This is a genomic window from Luteimonas lutimaris (genome assembly GCF_039537065.1).
GTDB classification, from domain to species: Bacteria; Pseudomonadota; Gammaproteobacteria; order Xanthomonadales; family Xanthomonadaceae; genus Luteimonas; species Luteimonas lutimaris.
This window is the reverse complement of sequence record NZ_BAAAZU010000003.1, coordinates 243184-261955: the sequence shown is the minus strand read 5'-3', so window position 1 is coordinate 261955 and position 18772 is coordinate 243184. Positions and strand designations below refer to the sequence as shown.

General features: G+C 68.9%; 17 protein-coding genes. 3 read left to right on the top strand and 14 right to left on the bottom strand.

The window, feature by feature from the left end:
- Positions 1-175 precede the first annotated feature (175 nt).
- Positions 176-1888, top strand: coding sequence for a YbaL family putative K(+) efflux transporter (gene ybaL, locus ABD679_RS03270; RefSeq protein WP_344758505.1), 1713 nt, complete (start codon positions 176-178; stop codon positions 1886-1888).
- Positions 1889-2058: 170 nt separating this feature from the next.
- Here the strand turns inward: ybaL and ABD679_RS03265 are convergent, their stop codons facing one another.
- The 9 genes from ABD679_RS03265 to rluD form a co-directional block, all read right to left on the bottom strand.
- Positions 2059-2517 carry an REP-associated tyrosine transposase gene (locus ABD679_RS03265; protein WP_344758504.1) on the bottom strand — a complete coding sequence of 153 codons (459 nt, stop codon included), beginning with the start codon at positions 2515-2517 and terminating at the stop codon, positions 2059-2061.
- Between the two features lie 226 nt (positions 2518-2743).
- Positions 2744-5329: an ATP-dependent chaperone ClpB gene (gene clpB / locus ABD679_RS03260; protein ID WP_344758503.1), complete on the bottom strand. Its 2586-nt coding sequence runs from the start codon at positions 5327-5329 to the stop codon at positions 2744-2746.
- A 129-nt stretch (positions 5330-5458) separates the two neighbouring features.
- On the bottom strand, positions 5459-6640 hold the full coding sequence (locus ABD679_RS03255; protein ID WP_344758502.1) for a lysozyme inhibitor LprI family protein: 1182 nt from the start codon (positions 6638-6640) through the stop codon (positions 5459-5461).
- 45 nt (positions 6641-6685) lie between these two features.
- Positions 6686-7219: a lactoylglutathione lyase gene (gloA, locus tag ABD679_RS03250; RefSeq protein WP_344758501.1), complete on the bottom strand. Its 534-nt coding sequence runs from the start codon at positions 7217-7219 to the stop codon at positions 6686-6688.
- Positions 7220-7247: 28 nt separating this feature from the next.
- Complete coding sequence (locus ABD679_RS03245) at positions 7248-7703, bottom strand: thiol-disulfide oxidoreductase DCC family protein (RefSeq protein WP_344758500.1); 456 nt, start codon at positions 7701-7703, stop codon at positions 7248-7250.
- Entirely contained in the window at positions 7684-8220 is a 537-nt protein-coding gene (locus ABD679_RS03240) for a DUF4166 domain-containing protein (protein WP_344758499.1), read from the bottom strand. The genes ABD679_RS03245 and ABD679_RS03240 overlap by 20 nt, the downstream gene beginning before the upstream one ends.
- Positions 8221-8358: 138 nt before the next feature.
- The gene (locus ABD679_RS03235) at positions 8359-9231 is read right to left on the bottom strand and encodes an XAC2610-related protein (protein ID WP_344758498.1); all 873 of its coding nucleotides are present in this window, start codon (positions 9229-9231) and stop codon (positions 8359-8361) included.
- Positions 9228-10064 (bottom strand): peptidoglycan editing factor PgeF, encoded by an 837-nt coding sequence (gene pgeF / locus ABD679_RS03230; RefSeq protein ID WP_344758497.1) that lies wholly within the window; start codon positions 10062-10064, stop codon positions 9228-9230. Before pgeF ends, ABD679_RS03235 begins: the two co-directional genes overlap by 4 nt.
- Before the next feature lie 102 nt (positions 10065-10166).
- Positions 10167-11165, bottom strand: coding sequence for a 23S rRNA pseudouridine(1911/1915/1917) synthase RluD (rluD, locus tag ABD679_RS03225; RefSeq protein WP_344758496.1), 999 nt, complete (start codon positions 11163-11165; stop codon positions 10167-10169).
- A gap of 91 nt (positions 11166-11256) precedes the next feature.
- Between rluD and ABD679_RS03220 the strand changes: the two genes are divergently transcribed.
- Positions 11257-12126: an outer membrane protein assembly factor BamD gene (locus ABD679_RS03220; RefSeq protein ID WP_344758495.1), complete on the top strand. Its 870-nt coding sequence runs from the start codon at positions 11257-11259 to the stop codon at positions 12124-12126.
- Positions 12127-12221: 95 nt separating this feature from the next.
- On the opposite strand, the gene ABD679_RS03215 is transcribed toward ABD679_RS03220, so the two are convergent.
- The 5 genes from ABD679_RS03215 to sucC form a co-directional block, all read right to left on the bottom strand.
- Entirely contained in the window at positions 12222-13871 is a 1650-nt protein-coding gene (locus ABD679_RS03215; protein WP_344758494.1) for an NAD+ synthase, read from the bottom strand.
- Position 13872: 1 nt separating this feature from the next.
- Entirely contained in the window at positions 13873-14187 is a 315-nt protein-coding gene (locus ABD679_RS03210) for a CcdB family protein (protein WP_344758493.1), read from the bottom strand.
- Positions 14187-14435, bottom strand: a complete 249-nt coding sequence (locus ABD679_RS03205) for a type II toxin-antitoxin system CcdA family antitoxin (RefSeq protein WP_344758492.1) — start codon at positions 14433-14435, stop codon at positions 14187-14189. The genes ABD679_RS03210 and ABD679_RS03205 overlap by 1 nt, the downstream gene beginning before the upstream one ends.
- A 121-nt stretch (positions 14436-14556) precedes the next feature.
- A complete protein-coding gene (gene sucD / locus ABD679_RS03200; protein WP_344758491.1) occupies positions 14557-15432 on the bottom strand; it encodes a succinate--CoA ligase subunit alpha in 876 nt (291 codons plus the stop codon).
- Positions 15433-15547: 115 nt separating this feature from the next.
- A complete protein-coding gene (gene sucC / locus ABD679_RS03195; protein ID WP_344758490.1) occupies positions 15548-16714 on the bottom strand; it encodes an ADP-forming succinate--CoA ligase subunit beta in 1167 nt (388 codons plus the stop codon).
- 410 nt (positions 16715-17124) lie between these two features.
- On the opposite strand from sucC, the gene ABD679_RS03190 reads away from it, so the two are divergent.
- The gene (locus ABD679_RS03190; RefSeq protein WP_344758489.1) at positions 17125-18747 is read left to right on the top strand and encodes a sensor histidine kinase; all 1623 of its coding nucleotides are present in this window, start codon (positions 17125-17127) and stop codon (positions 18745-18747) included.
- Positions 18748-18772 lie beyond the last annotated feature (25 nt).

Genomic DNA, 18772 nt, shown 5'->3' with positions numbered 1-18772 from the left:
TTCCCCGTTGCGATCCCCGGCCATTAAATCACGGCGGAAGTGCGGTCCCCTTCGACATCCGCCGCACCCGCAAGGCCCGCGACGCGAGCCGCGCCCACGTCAGGTCCGGGCTGCGCGCGTTGCATCGATCGTGCCAGCCCTTCACTATCGTTTTCCCTCCCCCGCAGGCCGGTCGATGCCCCACCACACGTCGCTGATCGCCATCCTGTGCGTGGGCTTCGTGCTGGCCTTCGTGCTGGGCATGGCTGCGCGGCGGCTGCGGCTGTCGCCGCTGGTGGGCTACCTGATCGCCGGCATCGTCGCCGGCCCGTTCACGCCCGGCTTCGTCGGCGACCAGTCGCTGGCACCGCAGCTGGCTGAAATCGGCGTGATCCTGCTGATGTTCGGCGTCGGCCTGCACTTCTCGCTCAAGGACCTGATGGCGGTCAAGGCGATCGCCATCCCCGGCGCGATCGTGCAGATCGCCGTCGCCACCCTGCTCGGCTGGGGCCTGTCGGCGCTGCTGGGCTGGCCGACCCTGCACGGCGTCATCTTCGGGTTCTCGCTGGCCACCGCGTCCACCGTGGTCCTGCTGCGCGCGATGGAAGAGCGGCGCCTGCTGGAAACCCAGCGCGGGCGCATCGCGGTGGGCTGGCTGATCGTCGAGGACCTGGCCTGCGTGCTGGCGCTGGTGCTGATGCCGGTGATCGCAAGCGTGCTCGGCGCCAAGGGGGAGGAAGCGATCACCTTCGGCGACATCGTGGTCAAGATCCTCACCACGCTGGTGCAGGTGGGATTGTTCGTCGGGGTGATGCTGGTGGTGGGGCGGCGGGTGATCCCGTGGCTGCTCGAGAACACCGCCGGCACCGGTTCGCGCGAGCTGTTCACGCTGGCGGTGCTGTCGATCGCGCTCGGCATCGCGGTCGGCTCCGCGGAGCTGTTCGGGGTGTCGTTCGCGCTCGGCGCGTTCTTCGCCGGCATGCTGCTCAACGAGTCCGAACTCAGCCACAAGGCGGCGCAGGACTCGCTGCCGATGCGCGACGCGTTCGCGGTGCTGTTCTTCGTCTCGGTGGGCATGCTGTTCGACCCGCACAGCCTGCTCGAGCAGCCGCTGCTGATCCTGGCCACGGCCTTCATCATCCTGTTCGGCAAGTCGGCGGCGGCGTACCTGATCGTGCGCGCGTTCGGGCATCCCAACCGCACGGCGCTGACAATCTCCGCGAGCCTGGCGCAGATCGGCGAATTCGCCTTCATCATCGCCGGCCTGGGCGTGACCCTGGACATCATGCCCAAGCAGGCGCAGGACCTGGTGCTGGCCGGCGCGCTGATCTCGATCATGCTCAACCCGGTGGTGTTCCGCGTGGTCGACCGCTGGCTGGCGCGCGAGGATGCGCACGAGCAGGCCCAGCAGGCGCGCGACGCCGACAAGGTGCTGGCCGACGACGCCGCCGCGCACCACGTGCCCGACGACGTGACCGACCACGCCATCGTCGTCGGCTTCGGTCGCGTCGGTGGCCAGCTCGCCGGCCTGCTGCGCGCACGCGGCGTGCCGGTCGTGGTGGTGGAAGGCGACGCAGACAGCGTGGCGCGCGCCCGCGCGGACGGGTTCCCGTCGGTGCGCGGCAACATCGCCGCCGAGCGCGTGATGCAGGAAGCCGCGCCGGAGCGGGCGAAGATGGCGGTGTTCGCGATCCCGCACGCCCTGGAGGCCGGCGAAGCGATCGCCCGGCTCAAGGCGCTCAACCCCGGGATCACCGTCCTCGCCCGCGCGCACAGCGACACCGAGGTCAAACACCTGCTCGAACACGGCGCCGACGGCGCGGTCCTGGCCGAGCGCGAACTGGCCTATTCGCTGGCTGAAATGGTCATGGCCACGCCCCCCTACCGGCCGGCGCGCACGACCGCCTGAGTCCGGCACCAGCGCAGCCCGTCCACCTCTGTTCCCTGTGGGAGCGGCCATGGCCGCGATTGCTTTTGCTGGAAGATCAAAGGCAATCGCGGCCATGGCCGCTCCCACAAAATCAACTCCCAGAAGGCCATTACTGCAAAGCCGGCCTTCTCCACGGGGCCGCTTCCCGCTTACAGCCACACCGCATCCCAGTAAGGGTAATCGACCAGTCGTCGCACCAGTTTTGCCCGGATTGGATTGGCGACGATGTAGCGTGCGGCGTCAACTGCCTGGTCTTCGGAACGCAGGGCGCGATCGTGGAAACCTGGTTGCCAAGGTGAAGTCGCACGATCGGATTCCCGTGTCCAAGCTCGACAGGCGGCGGCTTTCGCACGTCCGACATTACGCGACAGGGATTCTCCAGCCCCGAGTTCCACCAGGCCATGCCAGTGATCGGGCATCAGGACCCAGCACAGCAAGTTGGAGTCCAGCCACGCATCGGGCGCGGACAGGCCGCGCGCAACGGGTGCTGCCGTTTTCCATTCCGTGAAAAGCGCCTCGCGCTGCGCGGCGACAAAGGTCACCAGGTAGATGCGGCCGGTTTCCGACCAGCGGCCGCGACGCAGGGCATGGGAGCGGGGGCGTTCCATGCGGAGATGGTTGGCCGGCGAGTACGCAGTTTCCATCAGGAAATGGCGTCACTCCGGGTAGGACTTTGCCGCGTCGTCACGGCCACCTCTTGTGGGAGCGGCCATGGCCGCGATGCCCTTGCTGGAAGATCAAGGGCAATCGCGGCCATGGCCGCTCCCACAGACCGAGTTCCCACAGGTCGGGTCACCTTCAGTGACTCTCCCCACGGGGGTTCACGATCGGAGGTCAGCCCTTGGCGAATACCAGCTGCCCGCCCTCGGCATCCACCTTCACGGTGTCGCCGTTGCCGAACTCGCCGGCCAGGATCTTCGACGCCAGCGGGTTTTCCAGCTGCTGCTGGATCGCGCGCTTGAGCGGCCGCGCGCCGTAGACCGGGTCGAAGCCGACGTTGCCCAGCAGGTCGAACGCCCTGTCGGACACCTCGATGCGGATGCCGCGCTCTGCCAGCCGCGCCTCCAGCCCGCGCATCTGGATGCGCGCGATGGACTTGATCTGCGCCTTGTCCAGCGGATGGAACACGACGATGTCGTCGAGCCGGTTGATGAACTCCGGCCGGAAGTGCGCCTGCACCACGCCCATCACCGCGGCCTTCATCTGCGTGTAGGCCTCGGGCGAGCCGTCGCCGTCGAGCTCCTGGATCTGGTGCGAGCCGAGGTTGGAGGTCATCACGATCACCGCGTTGCGGAAGTCGACCGTGCGCCCCTGGCCGTCGGTCAGGCGGCCGTCGTCGAGCACCTGCAGCAGGATGTTGAACACGTCCGGATGCGCCTTCTCGACCTCGTCGAGCAGGATCACGCTGTACGGGCGCCGGCGCACGGCTTCGGTGAGGTAGCCGCCCTCCTCGTAGCCGACGTAGCCGGGGGGGGCGCCGATCAGGCGCGCGACCGAGTGCTTCTCCATGAACTCGCTCATGTCGATGCGCACCATCGCATCGCTGCTGTCGAACAGGAATTCGGCCAGCGCCTTGCACAGCTCGGTCTTGCCGACGCCGGTCGGGCCGAGGAACAGGAACGAACCGCTCGGCCGGTTGGGATCGCTCAGCCCCGCGCGCGAGCGGCGCACGGCATCGGACACGACCTTGATCGCCTCTTCCTGGCCAACCACGCGCGTGTGCAGCACGTCCTCCATCTTCAGCAGCTTCTCGCGCTCGCCCTCGAGCATCTTGCTGACCGGGATGCCGGTCCAGCGCGAGACGACTTCCGCGATCTCCTCGGCGGTGACCTTGTCCTGCAGCAGGGTGAAGCCCTTCGTCTCGGCTTCCTGCGCGGCCTTGAGCTGCTTTTCCAGTTCCGGCAACTTGCCGTACTGGATCTCGCTCATGCGCGCGTAGTCCTGGCGGCGCTGCGCGGACTCCAGCTCCAGCTTGGCGGCCTCGATCTGCTCCTTCACCTTCGTGGCGCCCTGCAGCGTGGCCTTCTCGGCCTTCCACACTTCCTCCAGGTCGTTGTACTCGCGCTCGAGCACTTCGATCTCGGATTCCAGGTCGGCCAGGCGCTGCTTCGACGCCGCGTCCTTCTCCTTCTTCAGCGCCTCGCGCTGGATCTTGAGCTGGATCAGGCGCCGCTCCTTGCGGTCGAGTTCTTCAGGTTTCGAGTCGATCTCCATGCGGATGCGCGAGGCGGCCTCGTCCATCAGGTCGATGGCCTTGTCGGGCAACTGGCGATCGGCGATGTAGCGGTGCGAGAGCGTGGCCGCGGCGACGATCGCCGGGTCGGTGATCTCGACGCCGTGATGCACGGCGTACTTTTCCTTCAGCCCGCGCAGGATCGCGATCGTGTCCTCCACGCTCGGCTCGCCGACAAACACCTTCTGGAAGCGGCGCTCCAGCGCGGCGTCCTTCTCGACGTACTTGCGGTATTCGTCCAGCGTGGTGGCGCCGATGCAGTGCAGCTCGCCGCGCGCGAGCGCCGGCTTGAGCATGTTGCCCGCGTCCATCGCGCCCTCGGCCTTGCCCGCGCCGACCATGGTGTGCAGTTCGTCGATGAACAGGATGATCTGGCCCTCGTTCTTGGCCAGGTCGTTGAGCACCGCCTTCAGTCGCTCCTCGAACTCGCCGCGGAACTTGGCGCCGGCGATCAGCGCGCCCATGTCCAGCGACAGCACGCGCTTGCCGCGCAGGCCCTCGGGCACCTCGTTGTTGACGATGCGCTGCGCCAGGCCCTCGACGATCGCGGTCTTGCCCACGCCGGGCTCGCCGATCAGCACCGGGTTGTTCTTGGTCCGGCGCTGCAGCACCTGGATGGTGCGGCGGATCTCCTCGTCGCGGCCGATCACCGGGTCGAGCTTGCCCTTCTCGCTGCGCGCGGTGAGATCGATGGTGTACTTCTCCAGCGCCTGGCGCGCGTCCTCGGCGTTCTCGTCCTGCACCTTCTCGCCGCCGCGCATGTTGTCGATCGCCGTCTCGAGCCGCGCCTTGTCGGCACCGGCGGCCTTGAGCGCACGACCGGCCTCGCCCTTGTCGTCGAGCGCGGCGAGCACGAACAGCTCGGACGCGATGAACGCATCGCCGCGCTGCTGCGCCAGCTTGTCGGTGACGTTGAGCAGGCGCGACAGGTCGTTGCCGACCGAGATCTGGCCGTCCTGTCCGGACACCTTCGGCAGCTTGTCCAGCGCCTCGACCAGGCGCTCGCGCAGCACCGGCACGTTGACGCCGGCCTGGGTGAGCAGCGGCCGCGTGCCGCCACCGGACTGGTCCAGCAGCGCCAGCAGCAGGTGGGTGGGTTCGATCAGGTTGTTGTCGCGGCCCACGGCCAGCGACTGCGCGTCGGCCAGCGCCTGCTGGAAACGCGAGGTGAGTTTGTCCATGCGCATGGGCGGGTGTCCTCAGAACCGGGAGGCCGGCGTCGCCGGCGATGCTCCAGAAGTAAGGGTGCGCGCCGCCGTTTCAAGATTCCGTGAGATGGGTTCGCGCCAGTTCGCGAGCCACCCGGTGACCCCGTCCTAGAGGCTCTCCCCCGCATAGCTCAGCTGCCCGTGCACCCAACCCCGCAGGTACGCTTCGGCCACCTGCGCGGCCTGGCCGACATCCAGTCCGCGCTGCGTCCGCAACCAGTCGATGGTGGTGCGCCGTACCGACGCCAGCGCCGCGATTGCCTCGGCGCGCGCGTCGGGTGGCCACGCGTCATCATTCTTCCAGTCGGCGATGGCCTGCTCGGGTGACCCGAGTTCGCCGCCACCCGGCAGAGGATCGAGGAAGTCCAGCGGCACGACCGTGAGCTGCAGGGCCCGCAGCCGCCACTGGGCGAAATCCGCGAACCGGATGGTCCCTGAATCCATGTCATGGGTGACCGCGACGACGGGCTCGAATGCTTCGCGCAGCCGGATCCATTGCGCGCTATCGAACAGGTCGCCTTCCGGATCGCACACCGGCGCGTCAATGTCGCGCGTGGATCCGTACAACGCACCCATGGTCCCGAACGCCAGCGCCGGCTGGCGATGGAACACGAAACAGTGCACATAGGCGCGGTCGCCGTTGTACGACCGCTCGATCCACATGCGCAGCAGCGTCATGTCGCCCTCTGCTTCCGCGTCGTCGCCGCCTGCGGCGTAGACATCGTCGAGCACCGAGGCCGCGACTTCATCCATCTTGCGCAGTGCCTCCCGCGCCTGTTTGCGCAGCGATGGTGCCTGCGGCAGCAGCTGGCCTTCCTGCAGCGCATGGCGGGCCAGGTAGAGCAGCCATGCCTGCGCGAGACCCGAGTCGTATCCGGACAGCTCCTGCGCCGCCGTCCCCGGAGCGGCAGGAATGGAGGCAATCACCTTGTCGAAAGCAGCGCGGACGCGCGCGAGCCGGGCACCCAGCTCGCGCCTGCGTGCCTGCATGGCATCGCGCAGGCAGCCTGTCGTCTCATCGCCATCACCAGCAACGCAGGCGTCACGCCGCCGCAGCCAGGCGCGCTGTTCGCGCAGCAGCCCGGCGCGGTCCGCGATCGGCATCTCCTTGCGCACGGCGCCATAGGCCTCCGCGAGCAGCTCGTCCTCCCGGCCAAGCTGGTCGTCGGCGCAGATCGCGCGTTCGACGTCCGTGCGCGCGGCGTCGCAGTCGAACGAGGCCGCGCGCGCCACCGGTACCACGAGGCAGCCGGCCAGCACGAGCGCCGCGCACGAGAAGCGGCGGTTCACGACCGGAGTTCCCTTCCGCATTTGCAGTCCTCCTGACCTTTTGGTTCAGTCCAGCGGCAGCGGCTGGATCAGCTCGATCCAGTAGCCGTCCGGGTCCTTGATGAAGGCGATCTCGCGCATGCTGCCGTCGCTGAGCTTCTTCTGGAACGGCACGCCCATCGCCTCCATCCGCGCGCAGGCGGCGCGCACGTCGGGCACGCTGACGCAGATGTGGCCGAAGCCGCGCGGTTCGCTGTTGCCGTCGTGGTAGACGGGGCCGGGCTGCGATTCGGTGCCGTGGTTGTGGGTCAGTTCGAGCACGCCGCGCTGGCGCGCCAGCCACTGGCGGCGTTCTTCATCGCCGTCGGGCAGGTCGTCGAGCTCGGCCAGCACCAGGAAGTACAGCGAGAACTTCGCCTGCTCGAAGTCGACCTTGCGCGCCAGCGAGAAGCCGAGCACGCGGGTGTAGAAATCCAGCGACGCGCGCGGATCCTTGATCCGCAGCATGGTGTGGTTGAAGACGAAGCCGGCGGTGGCGGCGTCGCGGATCGCGGCGACGCCTTGCACGGCGGCAAGTTCGGCTCGGGTCCTGGCGGTCATGGGGGTACTCCTGGAAAGCGTTTGATGGCTATTGTCGCGGCCGGGCCGTCACGACGGCGTCGCCCGTGAGGAAGCGGTCGCGTTCGTCGTCCGGCGGCAGGTAGCAGGCGTCGCGGCGGCCGAACCAGCGATACCGGTTCCGCGCCAGCGCGCGGTAGAGGCGGTCGCGCAGCCGCCGCGGCAACAGCCGCAGCGCGCGCGCCGCGCGCCACGGCCCGCCCAGATGCATGAGCACGGCGATGATCGCGTCGCTGTCGGTGCGCGCACCGGAGGCGTCGAGCAGCAGGAACGACATCGGGTCGTCCGGGTCGAGGCCGTGCGCGGCGAGCAGCCGGCGTCCGGCGTCGTCCTGCATCGCGGCGAAGCGGAACCGCCGCGCGCGGTCGCGACGCAGCAGGAAACGCACCCAGCCGCTGCACAGCACGCACACGCCGTCGAAGACGACGATGGCGCCGTCAGCGGCGTCAGCCGGCGTCGGGTTCAAGCCAACCCTCGTAGCGGATCAGCCGCCCGCACAGCGGCAGCGCCGCCTCGACCTCGAAGGTGTAACGGCCTTCGTGCTCACCCTCGCGGCAGTACACGCCGTCGAACCACGACGCCGGCAACGGCAGCACGCCGAACAGCTTCACCCCGACGACGCGCCACCAGATGGAGCCGTTGTTGGCGTGCAGCGCGAAGCGAAACCGCAGCGGCCCGAGGCGTTCGACCAGCACGCGACCGTCGCGGCGCAGGCGCGAACGCATGCGCCGGCCGCCGAAGTTGCGCTGCCAGGTCTCGCCATCGGGACGCGCGTCGAAATCCACCGTCGTCGGCACGTCCTCGCGCGCGCCCGGCAGGCCGGCGACCATCGCGCACAGTCGCCCCAGCGGATTGCGCCCGCGCAGGATCGTGGCGCGCCCGGCGTAGCGGGCGCGGCCGCGGATGCCATGCAGCGCGCGCACGCTGTCGGGGAGTGAATAGAAGGACGCGCCGAGCAGGCGCTGGAACAGGGTTGGCGTCATGCAGGTCCGGTTACATTGGGAGCCCGACGCCACAGATGGCACGGACCTTACTCGACCCATTGGGTTGATCCGGTTCAAGGATAGCGGCCCGCGGCCCATGGCGACGGCCCCTCACACGCCGGCACCATGCCCGGCGACTCATGGAGACGCGCCCTCCCCGGGCACGGCAACCCACCCGGTGATGGCAGGCCGTTTCGCAGGCCCCGCAATTCGGACTTTCATCCAGTTCTCTTCCTGGCTGACATCCAGCACTTCCACCTGCTCGCCCGCCGCCAGCTGCACGGGCAACAGGAAACCCCCGGGCATATCGCGTATCCCAAGCGGCTCGGCCATCGTAAGCATGAGCGGCACCGGTCGAAGAGGATCGGTTCCCACCCACGTATCGAGCGCGTTGCCTGCACCGTCATAAGTCGTCCACACCGACGCGATGGGCACGTCGTCGGTACCGAACTCGAGCATGCCAGTGATCAAGGGCGACATGATCCGGCGCTGCGACCGGTACACATACAACTCGCCTTGCGGCGTGAAGCGGTAGACATCCGTGAACCACATCGGTCCGCCGCGGCAGGAGCTCGTCAACAGCCGGAGTTCAGCGTGCGGGGTGAGGTCCCAGAAGCCTTCGCAGTTGACCGGCGCATTGTCCGGCGTCCGCAGGATGTGAAAGCGGCGATCGGCAGGGTCGTAGAGGTACACCACGACGCTCTGGTTCACCTGCCCGACAACGGCCCACGTCGACAGGTCCACGTGGCCGTCGAAGTTGAAGTCATCCCGGCCGACATGGAACCTGCCCTCTTCGTCGGACGCCGTTTCGTCCAGCACCTGCACGACTTCCCCAGGATGCACGGTGACGCGAAGGTTGTGCTCGCCGACCACGATATCGGCACGGGTCGAGGCATCGATGTCCATCACGAAGCGGCTTTCGGGTCCATCATCCCCTGCCTCCTGCGCCATTGCCGGTGCGCAACCGCACAACGCCAGGATCGCAACGGCAAGCCGGTAGCACGAGGTCATGCGCGAGCTTCCCTGTCCGCAATCCAGGCCAGGGTCGCGATGCGGCCGCTGCGGCCGTCGCGGCGGTGGGAGAAGAAGCGCTTCGCGTCGGAAATCGTGCACAGGCCGCCGCCGTGGACCGCGGCGACGCCGGCATCGGCCAGGCGTCGGCGTGCGAGTGCGTACAGGTCGACGCGCCAGTGGCCGGGGCGGGTGGCGGTGAACGCCGGTTCCGTACGCGCGTCGCGCGAGACGAAGGCGTCGAAGACCTCGCTGCCGATCTCGTAGGCCTGCGGGCCGGCGGCCGGGCCCAGCCACGCCACGAGGTCGCCGGGCGCGGCATGCATTGCCGCCACCGTTTCCTCCAGCACGCCCGCGGCCAGCCCGCGCCAGCCGGCGTGCGCCGCGGCGACCTCGCTGCCGTCGCGTGCGGCCAGCACCACCGGCAGGCAGTCGGCGGTGAGGATCGCGAGTACGACGCCCGGCGTCGCGGTGACGGCGGCGTCGGCTTCGGGCTCGTCCGCGACCGGGGCGTCGAAGCGCAGCACCCGCGTCCCGTGTACCTGCCGCAGCCAGCATGGCGGCGACGGCAGGCCGGCGCGCTCGGCCAGTTCGGCGCGGTTGCGGGCCACCGTGGCGGGGTCGTCCCCGTCGGCCGCGCGCGCATTGCCGAGGTTGAAGGCGTCAAACGGCGCCTGCGACGTGCCGGCGCCGAAGCGCAGCGTGGTGAAGGCATGGACGTTTGCCGGCGCATCCCAATCCGCGCGCAGCGCGAAGCCCCGCGCGTCAAAGCCCTTCTCCCGTTCACGGGAGAGGGGTTGGGGTGGGGGTGCGTCAGGTCGCGTCGATGTCATGGGTCAGGATGCGCGCAGGCGTCAATGGGAATCAAAAGCGGGCCCTCACCCGGCGCTGCGCGCCTCCCTCTCCCGCAAGCGGAAAAGGGCTGGATGCAGCGCTCATCTGCGCCCCGCCTCCGCATGCGCGGCAGTGTCCTCCCGCAGCAGCCGCAGCAGTTCCAGCATGTCCGCCGGCACCGCTGCGCTGCAGCGCAGCGGCTCGCCGCTGAGCGGGTGCACGAACTCCAGCGTCTCGGCGTGCAGCGCCTGGCGCTTGAACGCGCGCAGCGCCGCGACCAGCTCCTCCGATGCCCCGCGCGGCAGCCGCAGCGACCCGCCATACAGCGGATCGCCGACGATCGGATGCTTCAGGTGCGCCATGTGCACGCGGATCTGGTGGGTGCGGCCGGTTTCCAGCCGGCATTCCAGCGCGGTGTGCGCGCGGAAGCGCTCGCGCAGGCGGTAATGGGTGACCGCCTGGCGCCCGTCGTCGCGCACCGCCATGCGCAGGCGGTCGCGCGGGTGGCGGTCGATGGCCGTGTCCGCGGTGCCGCCGCTGACCAGCGCGCCGACCACGATCGCCAGGTACTGGCGGTGCACGGCGCGCGCGGAGAGCTGTTCGACCAGCGCGGCGTGCGCCTGCAGCGTGCGCGCCACGACCATGACGCCCGAGGTGTCCTTGTCGAGCCGGTGCACGATGCCCGCGCGCGGCAGCGCCGCCAGCGCCGGGTCGCGGAACAGCAGCCCGTTGACCAGGGTGCCGTCCGGGTTGCCCGCGCCCGGGTGCACGACCAGCCCGGCGGGCTTGTCGATCACGAAGACATCGGCGTCCTCGTGCAGGACGGTGAGCGGGATGTCCTGCGGCTCGGCCTCGGTCTGGGTGTCCAGCTGGACCGCCAGCGCCACCGCCTCGCCGCCGCGGACGGGCTCGCGCGGGCGCACGGCCTTGCCGTCCAGCAGGGCGTCGCCGGACTTGATCCATTCGGCCAGGCGCGAGCGCGAAAATTCGGGGAACAGCTCGGCCAGGACGGCGTCGAAACGGCGGCCGGCGGCCGATTCCGGCACCTGGGCGCTGCGCTGTTCGGGAGGATTGGGAGGAGACGCGGAGTGGCTGGACATGCGGAAGGTTTCGGTTCAGTCACGGACCGCGATGGCGATCACGGGCTGTTATTATCCGCCCTTCGTGTCCCCTACGCCCAACCGGCCCTCCATGACCCCACGCCTGCCGTCCCTGCGCCACGTCCTGCTCCTGCTGCTGCTGGTGCTGTTCACCGCCTCGGGCTGCGCACGCCTGAAGGGCGCATTCAAGGACAAGGACGCCCTGGAAGGCCAACCGGTCGAGGAGCTCTACACCCGCGGCCAGAAGATGATGCACGGCGGCAACTGGAACGGCGCCGTCCGCGTCTACCGTCGGCTGGTGGCACAGTACCCGTACGGGCCGTACACCGAGCAGGCGCTGATGGAAACCGCCTACGCGCACTATAAGAGCGGCAACAACGAGGAGGCGATCTCCTCGATCGACCGCTTCATCCGCACCTACCCCACCCATCGCAACATCGCCTACATGTACTACCTGCGCGGGCTGGTGAACGCCAACCGCGACACGGTGTTCCTGCAGCGGGTGTGGACACTCGACGCCAGCCGCCGCGACCTGGCCACGCCGATGCAGGGCTACAACGACTTCAACACCGTCGCCACGCGCTACCCCAACAGCCGCTACGCCGCCGACGCGCGCCAGCGGATGGTCGCGCTGCGCAACACGTTTGCCCGCCACGACATCGACGTGGGCCTGTACTACCTGCGCCGTGGCGCCAACGTCAGCGTGGTCGAGCGCGCCAAGTACCTGCTGGAGACCTATCCGCAGAGCGAGTACCAGAACGACGCCGTCGCCCTGCTCGCCACCGCCTACACCCGCCTGGGCAACGAAACCCTCGCCAGCGACGCCGAGCGCGTGCTCAAGGCCAACGACCCGCAGCACGCCTACTTCAAGGGCGACTGGCCGGACTATCCGTGGACGATCCGCAAGCTGAACCCGTTTGCCGGCGAGAAGTCACCGCTGGAAAACAGGGACGACGAGTAGCGCCGGGCACCGGATCGCACAGAAAAGCAGGAACGCCGCCCCAGGGGCGGCGTTTTCGTTGGCGGCCATCAAGCGGCGCGGATGCCCCCGGCGTCCTACCCCGCGTATCCGTTGCTGATCGGATACCGCCGCTCGCGCCCGAATGCGCGCCGCGACACCTTCGGCCCGGGCGCGGACTGGTGGCGCTTCCACTCGCTGGTGCGCACCAGCCGCAGCACGCGGTCGACCGTGGTCGCGTCGAAGCCCGCCCTGACGATCTCGTCGCGGGCCTGGTCCTGGTCGATGTGGCGCAGCAGGATCGCGTCGAGCACGTCGTAGGGCGGTAGCGAATCCTGGTCGAGCTGGTCCGGGCGCAGTTCCGCCGACGGCGGCCGCGCGATCACCGCCGGCGGGATCACCGGCGCGCCGGCGATCGCGTTGCGCCACTTCGACACCGCGAACACCTCGGTCTTGTACAGGTCCTTGATCGGCGCGTAGCCACCGCACATGTCGCCGTAGATCGTGGCGTAGCCGACGGCATACTCGCTCTTGTTGCCGGTGGTCAGCACCAGCCCGCCGAACTTGTTCGACAGCGCCATCAGCAGCGCGCCGCGGGTGCGCGACTGCAGGTTTTCCTCGGTGGTGTCGACCTCTCGGCCCTCGAACACCTCGCCCAGCGCGTCGAGGAAGCCCTGGAACGGCTTCTCGATCGGCAGCGCCAGCAGTTTCACCCCCAGCGCGTCGCACTGTTCCTGCGCCAGGTCGTTCGACAGCCCCGCCGTGTAGCGCGAAGGCATGCGCACGGCGGTGACGTTTTCGGCGCCCAGCGCGTCCACCGCCAGCGCCAGCACCACCGACGAATCAATCCCGCCCGACAGCCCCAGCCAGACCTTGTCGAAACCGTTCTTGCGGCAGTAGTCGCGGGTGCCGAGCACGATCGCGCGCCAGGCCAGTGCCTCGCGGCCCTCGTCCTCCTCCACCGGCCAGGCCACCGGGGTGAACGCGCCCGAGCCCGCGTCGAAATCCGTCACCAGCCAGTGCGCTTCGAACGCGCGCGCGGCCGGATGCACGTGGCCGTCGGCGTCGGCCAGCACCGAGGCGCCATCGAACACCAGCCCGTCCTGCCCGCCCACCGTGTTGAGGTAGGCGATCCCCACCGCACCGCCGCGTTCGCGCACTTCGCGCGTGCGCGCCTCCAGCAGCGCATCGCGCTGGGCGTGCTTGTCGCGTTCGAACGGCGACGCATTGGGCACCAGCACCACCCGCGCGCCGGCGGCCACCGTCTGCGCCAGCGGCTCGGGGAACCACAGGTCCTCGCAGATCATCACCCCCACGCCGACGCCGTTGACCTCGACCACGCACGGGCCGCCGTCCGGATCGACGTCGAAATGGCGGCGCTCGTCGAACACCGCGTAGTTGGGGAGCTCGCGCTTGCGGTAGGTGGTGTCGATGCCGCCGTCGCGCAGCACGCTGACCGCGTTGTAGACGATGCTGCCGGCCGACTGCGGCCAGCCCACCATCGCCACGATGCCGGTCACGCCTTCGGCGATGCGCTGCAGCGCCGCCTCGCAATCGAGCAGGAACTGCGGCCGCGCCAGCAGATCCTCCGGCGGGTAGCCGCTGATCGCCAGCTCCGGGAACAGCACCACGTCGGCGCGATGCAGGTCGCGCGCCTCGACGATCATCGCCGCGATGCGCTCGGCGTTGCGGGCGACGGCGCCGACGGCGAAGTCGGACTGGGCCAGGGCGATGCGCAACCGATGCACCTCAGATACCCGAGATCAGCAAATCGAGGGCCGCCATGATCATGCTGCGATCTTCGGAAAGATCCGCCTCGAGCGCGCCGAGGTCGGCGAGTTCCGCGCCGGCAAGCAAGGGCGTCACCAGCACGTGGGGCTCGCCCTTGATCGGAACCGTCGGCACCAGGGGCGGTATTGCGGGCATGCCCCTGTCCGCACGCATCATCGGCACCACCACACGGGTTCCTGTTTCGGAAATCAGGTCACTCTGGACGTTGAGCAGCAGTGGGTACACCGCGCGCGTGGCTGCATTGAGGTTGCGGTACACGCAGAACTGACGCATCAGGACTTTCGAAACATCGGGCTGAACACGCCGTCGTGCCCGATGCGCGCATTGTAGGCGGCGATCGCCTCACGGTTCTCTTCCAGCCACTGTTCGCGCTTCCTCGCACGCACTTCGGCTTCCAGCGCCTTTTCCAGCGTGGCGGACAGGTTGATGTCCAGCGCCTTCGCATCTTCCAGCAGCCCCTGGTTGACACTGACGTTGGTGGCACGCTTGCCGTACCCGGCGTAGTCCTCGTGGATGCGCATGATCTGATCCTCCTGGATGCGCAGAGATGATGCGCATCAGAAGCGCGCATGTCAACGCGACTCCACGAAAAAGGCCGCCCGGAGGCGGCCTTTCCGTCAGCAATATGTCGCGACGCGAGGATCAGCCCTTGAGCCGCTTCGCAATCGCCGCGCCCAGGTCGCCGGGCGACTTCACCGTCGTCACGCCCGCCTTCTCCAGCGCCGCGAACTTGCCCTCGGCCGTGCCCGCGCCGCCGGAGGCGATCGCGCCCGCGTGGCCCATGCGCTTGCCCTTGGGCGCCGACGCACCGGCGATGAAACCCACCACCGGCTTGGTCACGTACTCGGCGATGAACTCGGCCGCCTCTTCCTCGGCGCTGCCGCCGATCTCGCCGACCATGATGATGCCCTCGGTCTGCGCGTCGTCCTGGAACAGCTTCAGGCAGTCGATGAAGTTCAGGCCGTTGATCGGATCGCCGCCGATGCCGATCACCGTCGACTGGCCCAGGCCCGCGTCGGAGGTCTGCTTGACCGCCTCGTACGTCAGCGTGCCCGAGCGCGAGACGATCGCGACCTTGCCCGGCTGGTGGATGTGGCCGGGCATGATGCCGATCTTGCACTCGCCGGGGGTGATGATGCCCGGGCAGTTGGGGCCGACCAGGACGACGTCGTCGTAGCCCTTCAGCGTGTTCTTGACCCGCAGCATGTCCAGCACCGGGATGCCCTCGGTGATGGCGACGATGACCTTGATGCCGGCATCGGCCGCTTCCAGGATCGCGTCGGCCGCGTACGGCGGCGGCACGTAGATGACCGAGGCGTTGGCGCCGGTCTCGGCGACCGCATCGGCGACGGTGTTGAACACCGGCAGGCCGAGATGCTCGCTGCCGCCCTTGCCCGGCGTCACGCCACCGACGACCTTGGTGCCGTAGTCGATCATCTGCTCGGCGTGGAAAGTGCCCTGGGTGCCGGTGAAGCCCTGGACGATGACCTTGGTGCTCTTGTTGACCAAAACGCTCATGTGAATCCTTGGATGGTTCTTGTAGGAGCGGCTTCAGCCGCGAGCTCTTGCTTTTCGATTACCGCCGGAAAAGCTCGCGGCTGAAGCCGCTCCTACAGGATGTGGTTGCCCGGGATCAGGCGGCCTTCGCCGCCTCGACCGCCTTCTTCGCGCCGTCGTTGATGTCGTCGGCCGGCGTGATCGCCAGGCCGCTGGACTTCAGCAGCGCCTTGCCCTCTTCGACGTTGGTGCCTTCCAGGCGCACGACCACCGGCACCTTGACGTCGACTTCCTTGACCGCGGCGATGATGCCCTCGGCGATCATGTCGCAGCGCACGATGCCGCCGAAGATGTTGACGAAGATCGCCTTCACGTCGTCGGACGAGAGGATCAGCTTGAACGCCTCGGTCACGCGCTCCTTGGTGGCGCCGCCGCCGACGTCGAGGAAGTTGGCAGGCTCGCCGCCTTCCAGCTTGATCACGTCCATCGTCGCCATCGCCAGGCCCGCGCCGTTGACCATGCAGCCGATGTTGCCGTCCATGGTCACGTAGTTGAGGTCGTACTGGCTGGCCTTCACTTCCGTCTCGTCCTCCTGGCGGATGTCGCGCATCGCGGCCAGGTCGGGGTGGCGGAAGGTGGCGTTGTCATCGGAGTTGACCTTGCCGTCGAGCACGGCCAGGTCGCCGGACTTCAGCACCGCCAGCGGGTTGAGCTCCACCAGCGCCAGGTCCTTCTCGTTGAACAGCTTGAACAGGCCCAGCATGATCCTGGTCAGCTGGTTGACCTGCTTGGCGGTCAGGCCCAGGGCGAAGCCCATGTCACGGCACTGGTAGGGCTGCAGGCCCTGGACGAAGTTGACGTTGAGGGTCTGGATCGCGTCGGGATTCTCCTCGGCGGTCTTCTCGATCTCCACGCCACCCTCGCTGGAGGCGATGAAGGTCACCGACTGCGTGCCGCGGTCGACCAGCACCGACAGGTACAGCTCCTGCGCGATATCGGTGGCCTGGGTGACCAGCACCTGGTCGATCGGCAATGCGACGCCGGCCGACTGGTAGGTCTCCATCTTCTGGCCGAGCATGCCCTTGGCGTACTCGCGCACCTCGTCGAGGGTGCGGGCCAGCTTGACGCCGCCGGCCTTGCCGCGGCCGCCGGCGTGGATCTGCGCCTTGACGACCCAGAAGTCGCCGCCGATCGCCTTGGCGGCGTCGACCGCCTCTTCCGGCGTGCGCGCGACGCGCCCGGCCGGGACTGCAATGCCGTAATCGGCAAACAACTGCTTCGCCTGGTATTCGTGGAAATTCATGTGGGGTCCATGCGTGGAAAGACAGGCCGGCCTGGGGCCGGGCCGCGGGCGGCCGCCGCTGCCGGATGGGCAGCCGCGGGAGCGCGGGCGGGCCCGCCATTCTCGCCGATGCGGCCGCCCCGGGCAAAACCGACGTTGGTCGCAGCCCGGCGTGCCCGCCTGCACGCCTGGTAGGAGCGGCTTCAGCCGCGAGCTTTTGTCCCTCCCCCTGCGACGGCAGGGGAGGTCGGGAGGGTGTGGTCACGGATCAGGCTGATTCCAAAGGCATCCTTCCCCAGCCCTTTCGCAGGGGGAGGGGCAACAGCAAAGGCTCGCGGCTGAAGCCGCTCCTACCAGGCCATGGAGCTTTGCGCCCTGTCCCTGCCCGCCCGCCGCCTATACTCGACCCCACGCCGCCGCCAGGACCGCCCTTGACGCGCAAGCCCGCCAGCCCCGACGCCATCGAAGTTGCGCTGCGCCGCGAGCTGTACCTGTTCGCGCTGTACCGCACGCTCGAGGCATCGCTGCTGGCGCTCGTCGTCTTCAGCCCCTTCGGCGGCCTGCTCAGCGAGCCGCGCGACCGGTTCCTGGCCGTCACCGTCGCCATCGCGTACCTGCCGATGGCGCTGGCCCTGCTGCTGGCCTCGCGCCGCGACCGCTCCTCGCTGGCCTGGCAGGCCTGCGTCGGGGTTGGCGTCGACATCATCGTCGCCGCGCTGATCACCCATGCCATCCCTGGCGTCGCGCCGGGCGTGGCGATGATGCTGCTGTTCAACGTCGGCGCCGCCGCGCTGCTGGTGCCGCTGCCGCTGGCGATGAGCGTGGCCGCCGCGGCCGGGTGCGCGGTCGTCGGCGAATTCCTGTGGAGCACCATCGGCGGCGGCGACGCCGGGCGCCCGTTCTCCGAAGTGCTGATGTTCTCGGTGAGCTTTTTCGCCATCGCCACGGTCAGCAACCTGTTGGGCCGGCAGATGCGCGAATCGCACGCCGTGGCCGGCCTGCGCGCCGCCGAGGCCGCCAACCTCAACGAAATCAACGGCCTGATCATCCGCCGCATGCGCACCGGGGTGCTGCTGATCGACGGCAGCGGCTTCGTGCGCTTGGCCAACGAGGCCGCGCTGATGCTGCTGGGCGACGTCGATCTCAGCGTCGACGGCAAGCCGCGCAACATCCGCGACATCGCCCCCGACCTGGCTGCGCGCCTGCAGGCCTGGCGCCACGACGGCGTCCTCGTCGACGCCCCCATCCTGCTCGGCGAGACGGCCGACCAGGTCGAGATCCTGCCCCGCTTCGCCCGCCTGCTGGTGGACGGCGAAACCACCCTGGTGTTCCTCGACGACACCTCGATGGTCTCGCGCCGCGCCGAATCGCTGACCCTGGCCGCGATGGGCCGCTTTTCGGCCAGCCTCGCCCACGAGATCCGCAACCCGCTGGCGGCGATCAGCTACGCCACCCAGCTGCTGGAAGAATCGAACAACCTCGACGACAGCGACCGCCGCCTGCTGCAGATCGTCCACCAGCAGTGCATGCGCACCAACGGCATCGTCGAAAGCGTCCTCGGCCTGGCCCGGCGCGAGCGCGCGCAGCCGGAAAACATCGACCTGGTGATCTTCGCCCGCCGCTTCCTCGACGAATACCTCGAAACCGTGCCGCCGGACGTGGACGAGATCAAACTCAGCGCCGGCGTGTCGTCGCTGCCGGTGCTGGTCGACCCGCGCCACCTGCAGCAGGTGCTGACCGTGCTGCTGCAGAACTCGCTGCGCTACGGCCGCATGCCCGGCCAGCCGGCGCGGGTGATCCTGCGGGTGGAAAAGCGCGGCGACACCCCCGTGATCGAAGTCCTCGACCGCGGCCCCGGCATCCCCGACGGCGTACTGGCGCAGCTGTTCCGCCCGTTCTTCACCACCTCCGAGCACGGCACTGGCCTCGGCCTCTACATCGCCCGCGAACTGTGCCGCGCCAACGGCGCCAACCTCGAATACGTCTCCGTCCCCGCCGGCGGCGCCTGCTTCCGCCTGACCCTGCCGGGTCCGGACGCCCTGCCGGCGGCATAAACGCCCCCAGCAGACGCAGCGTCTG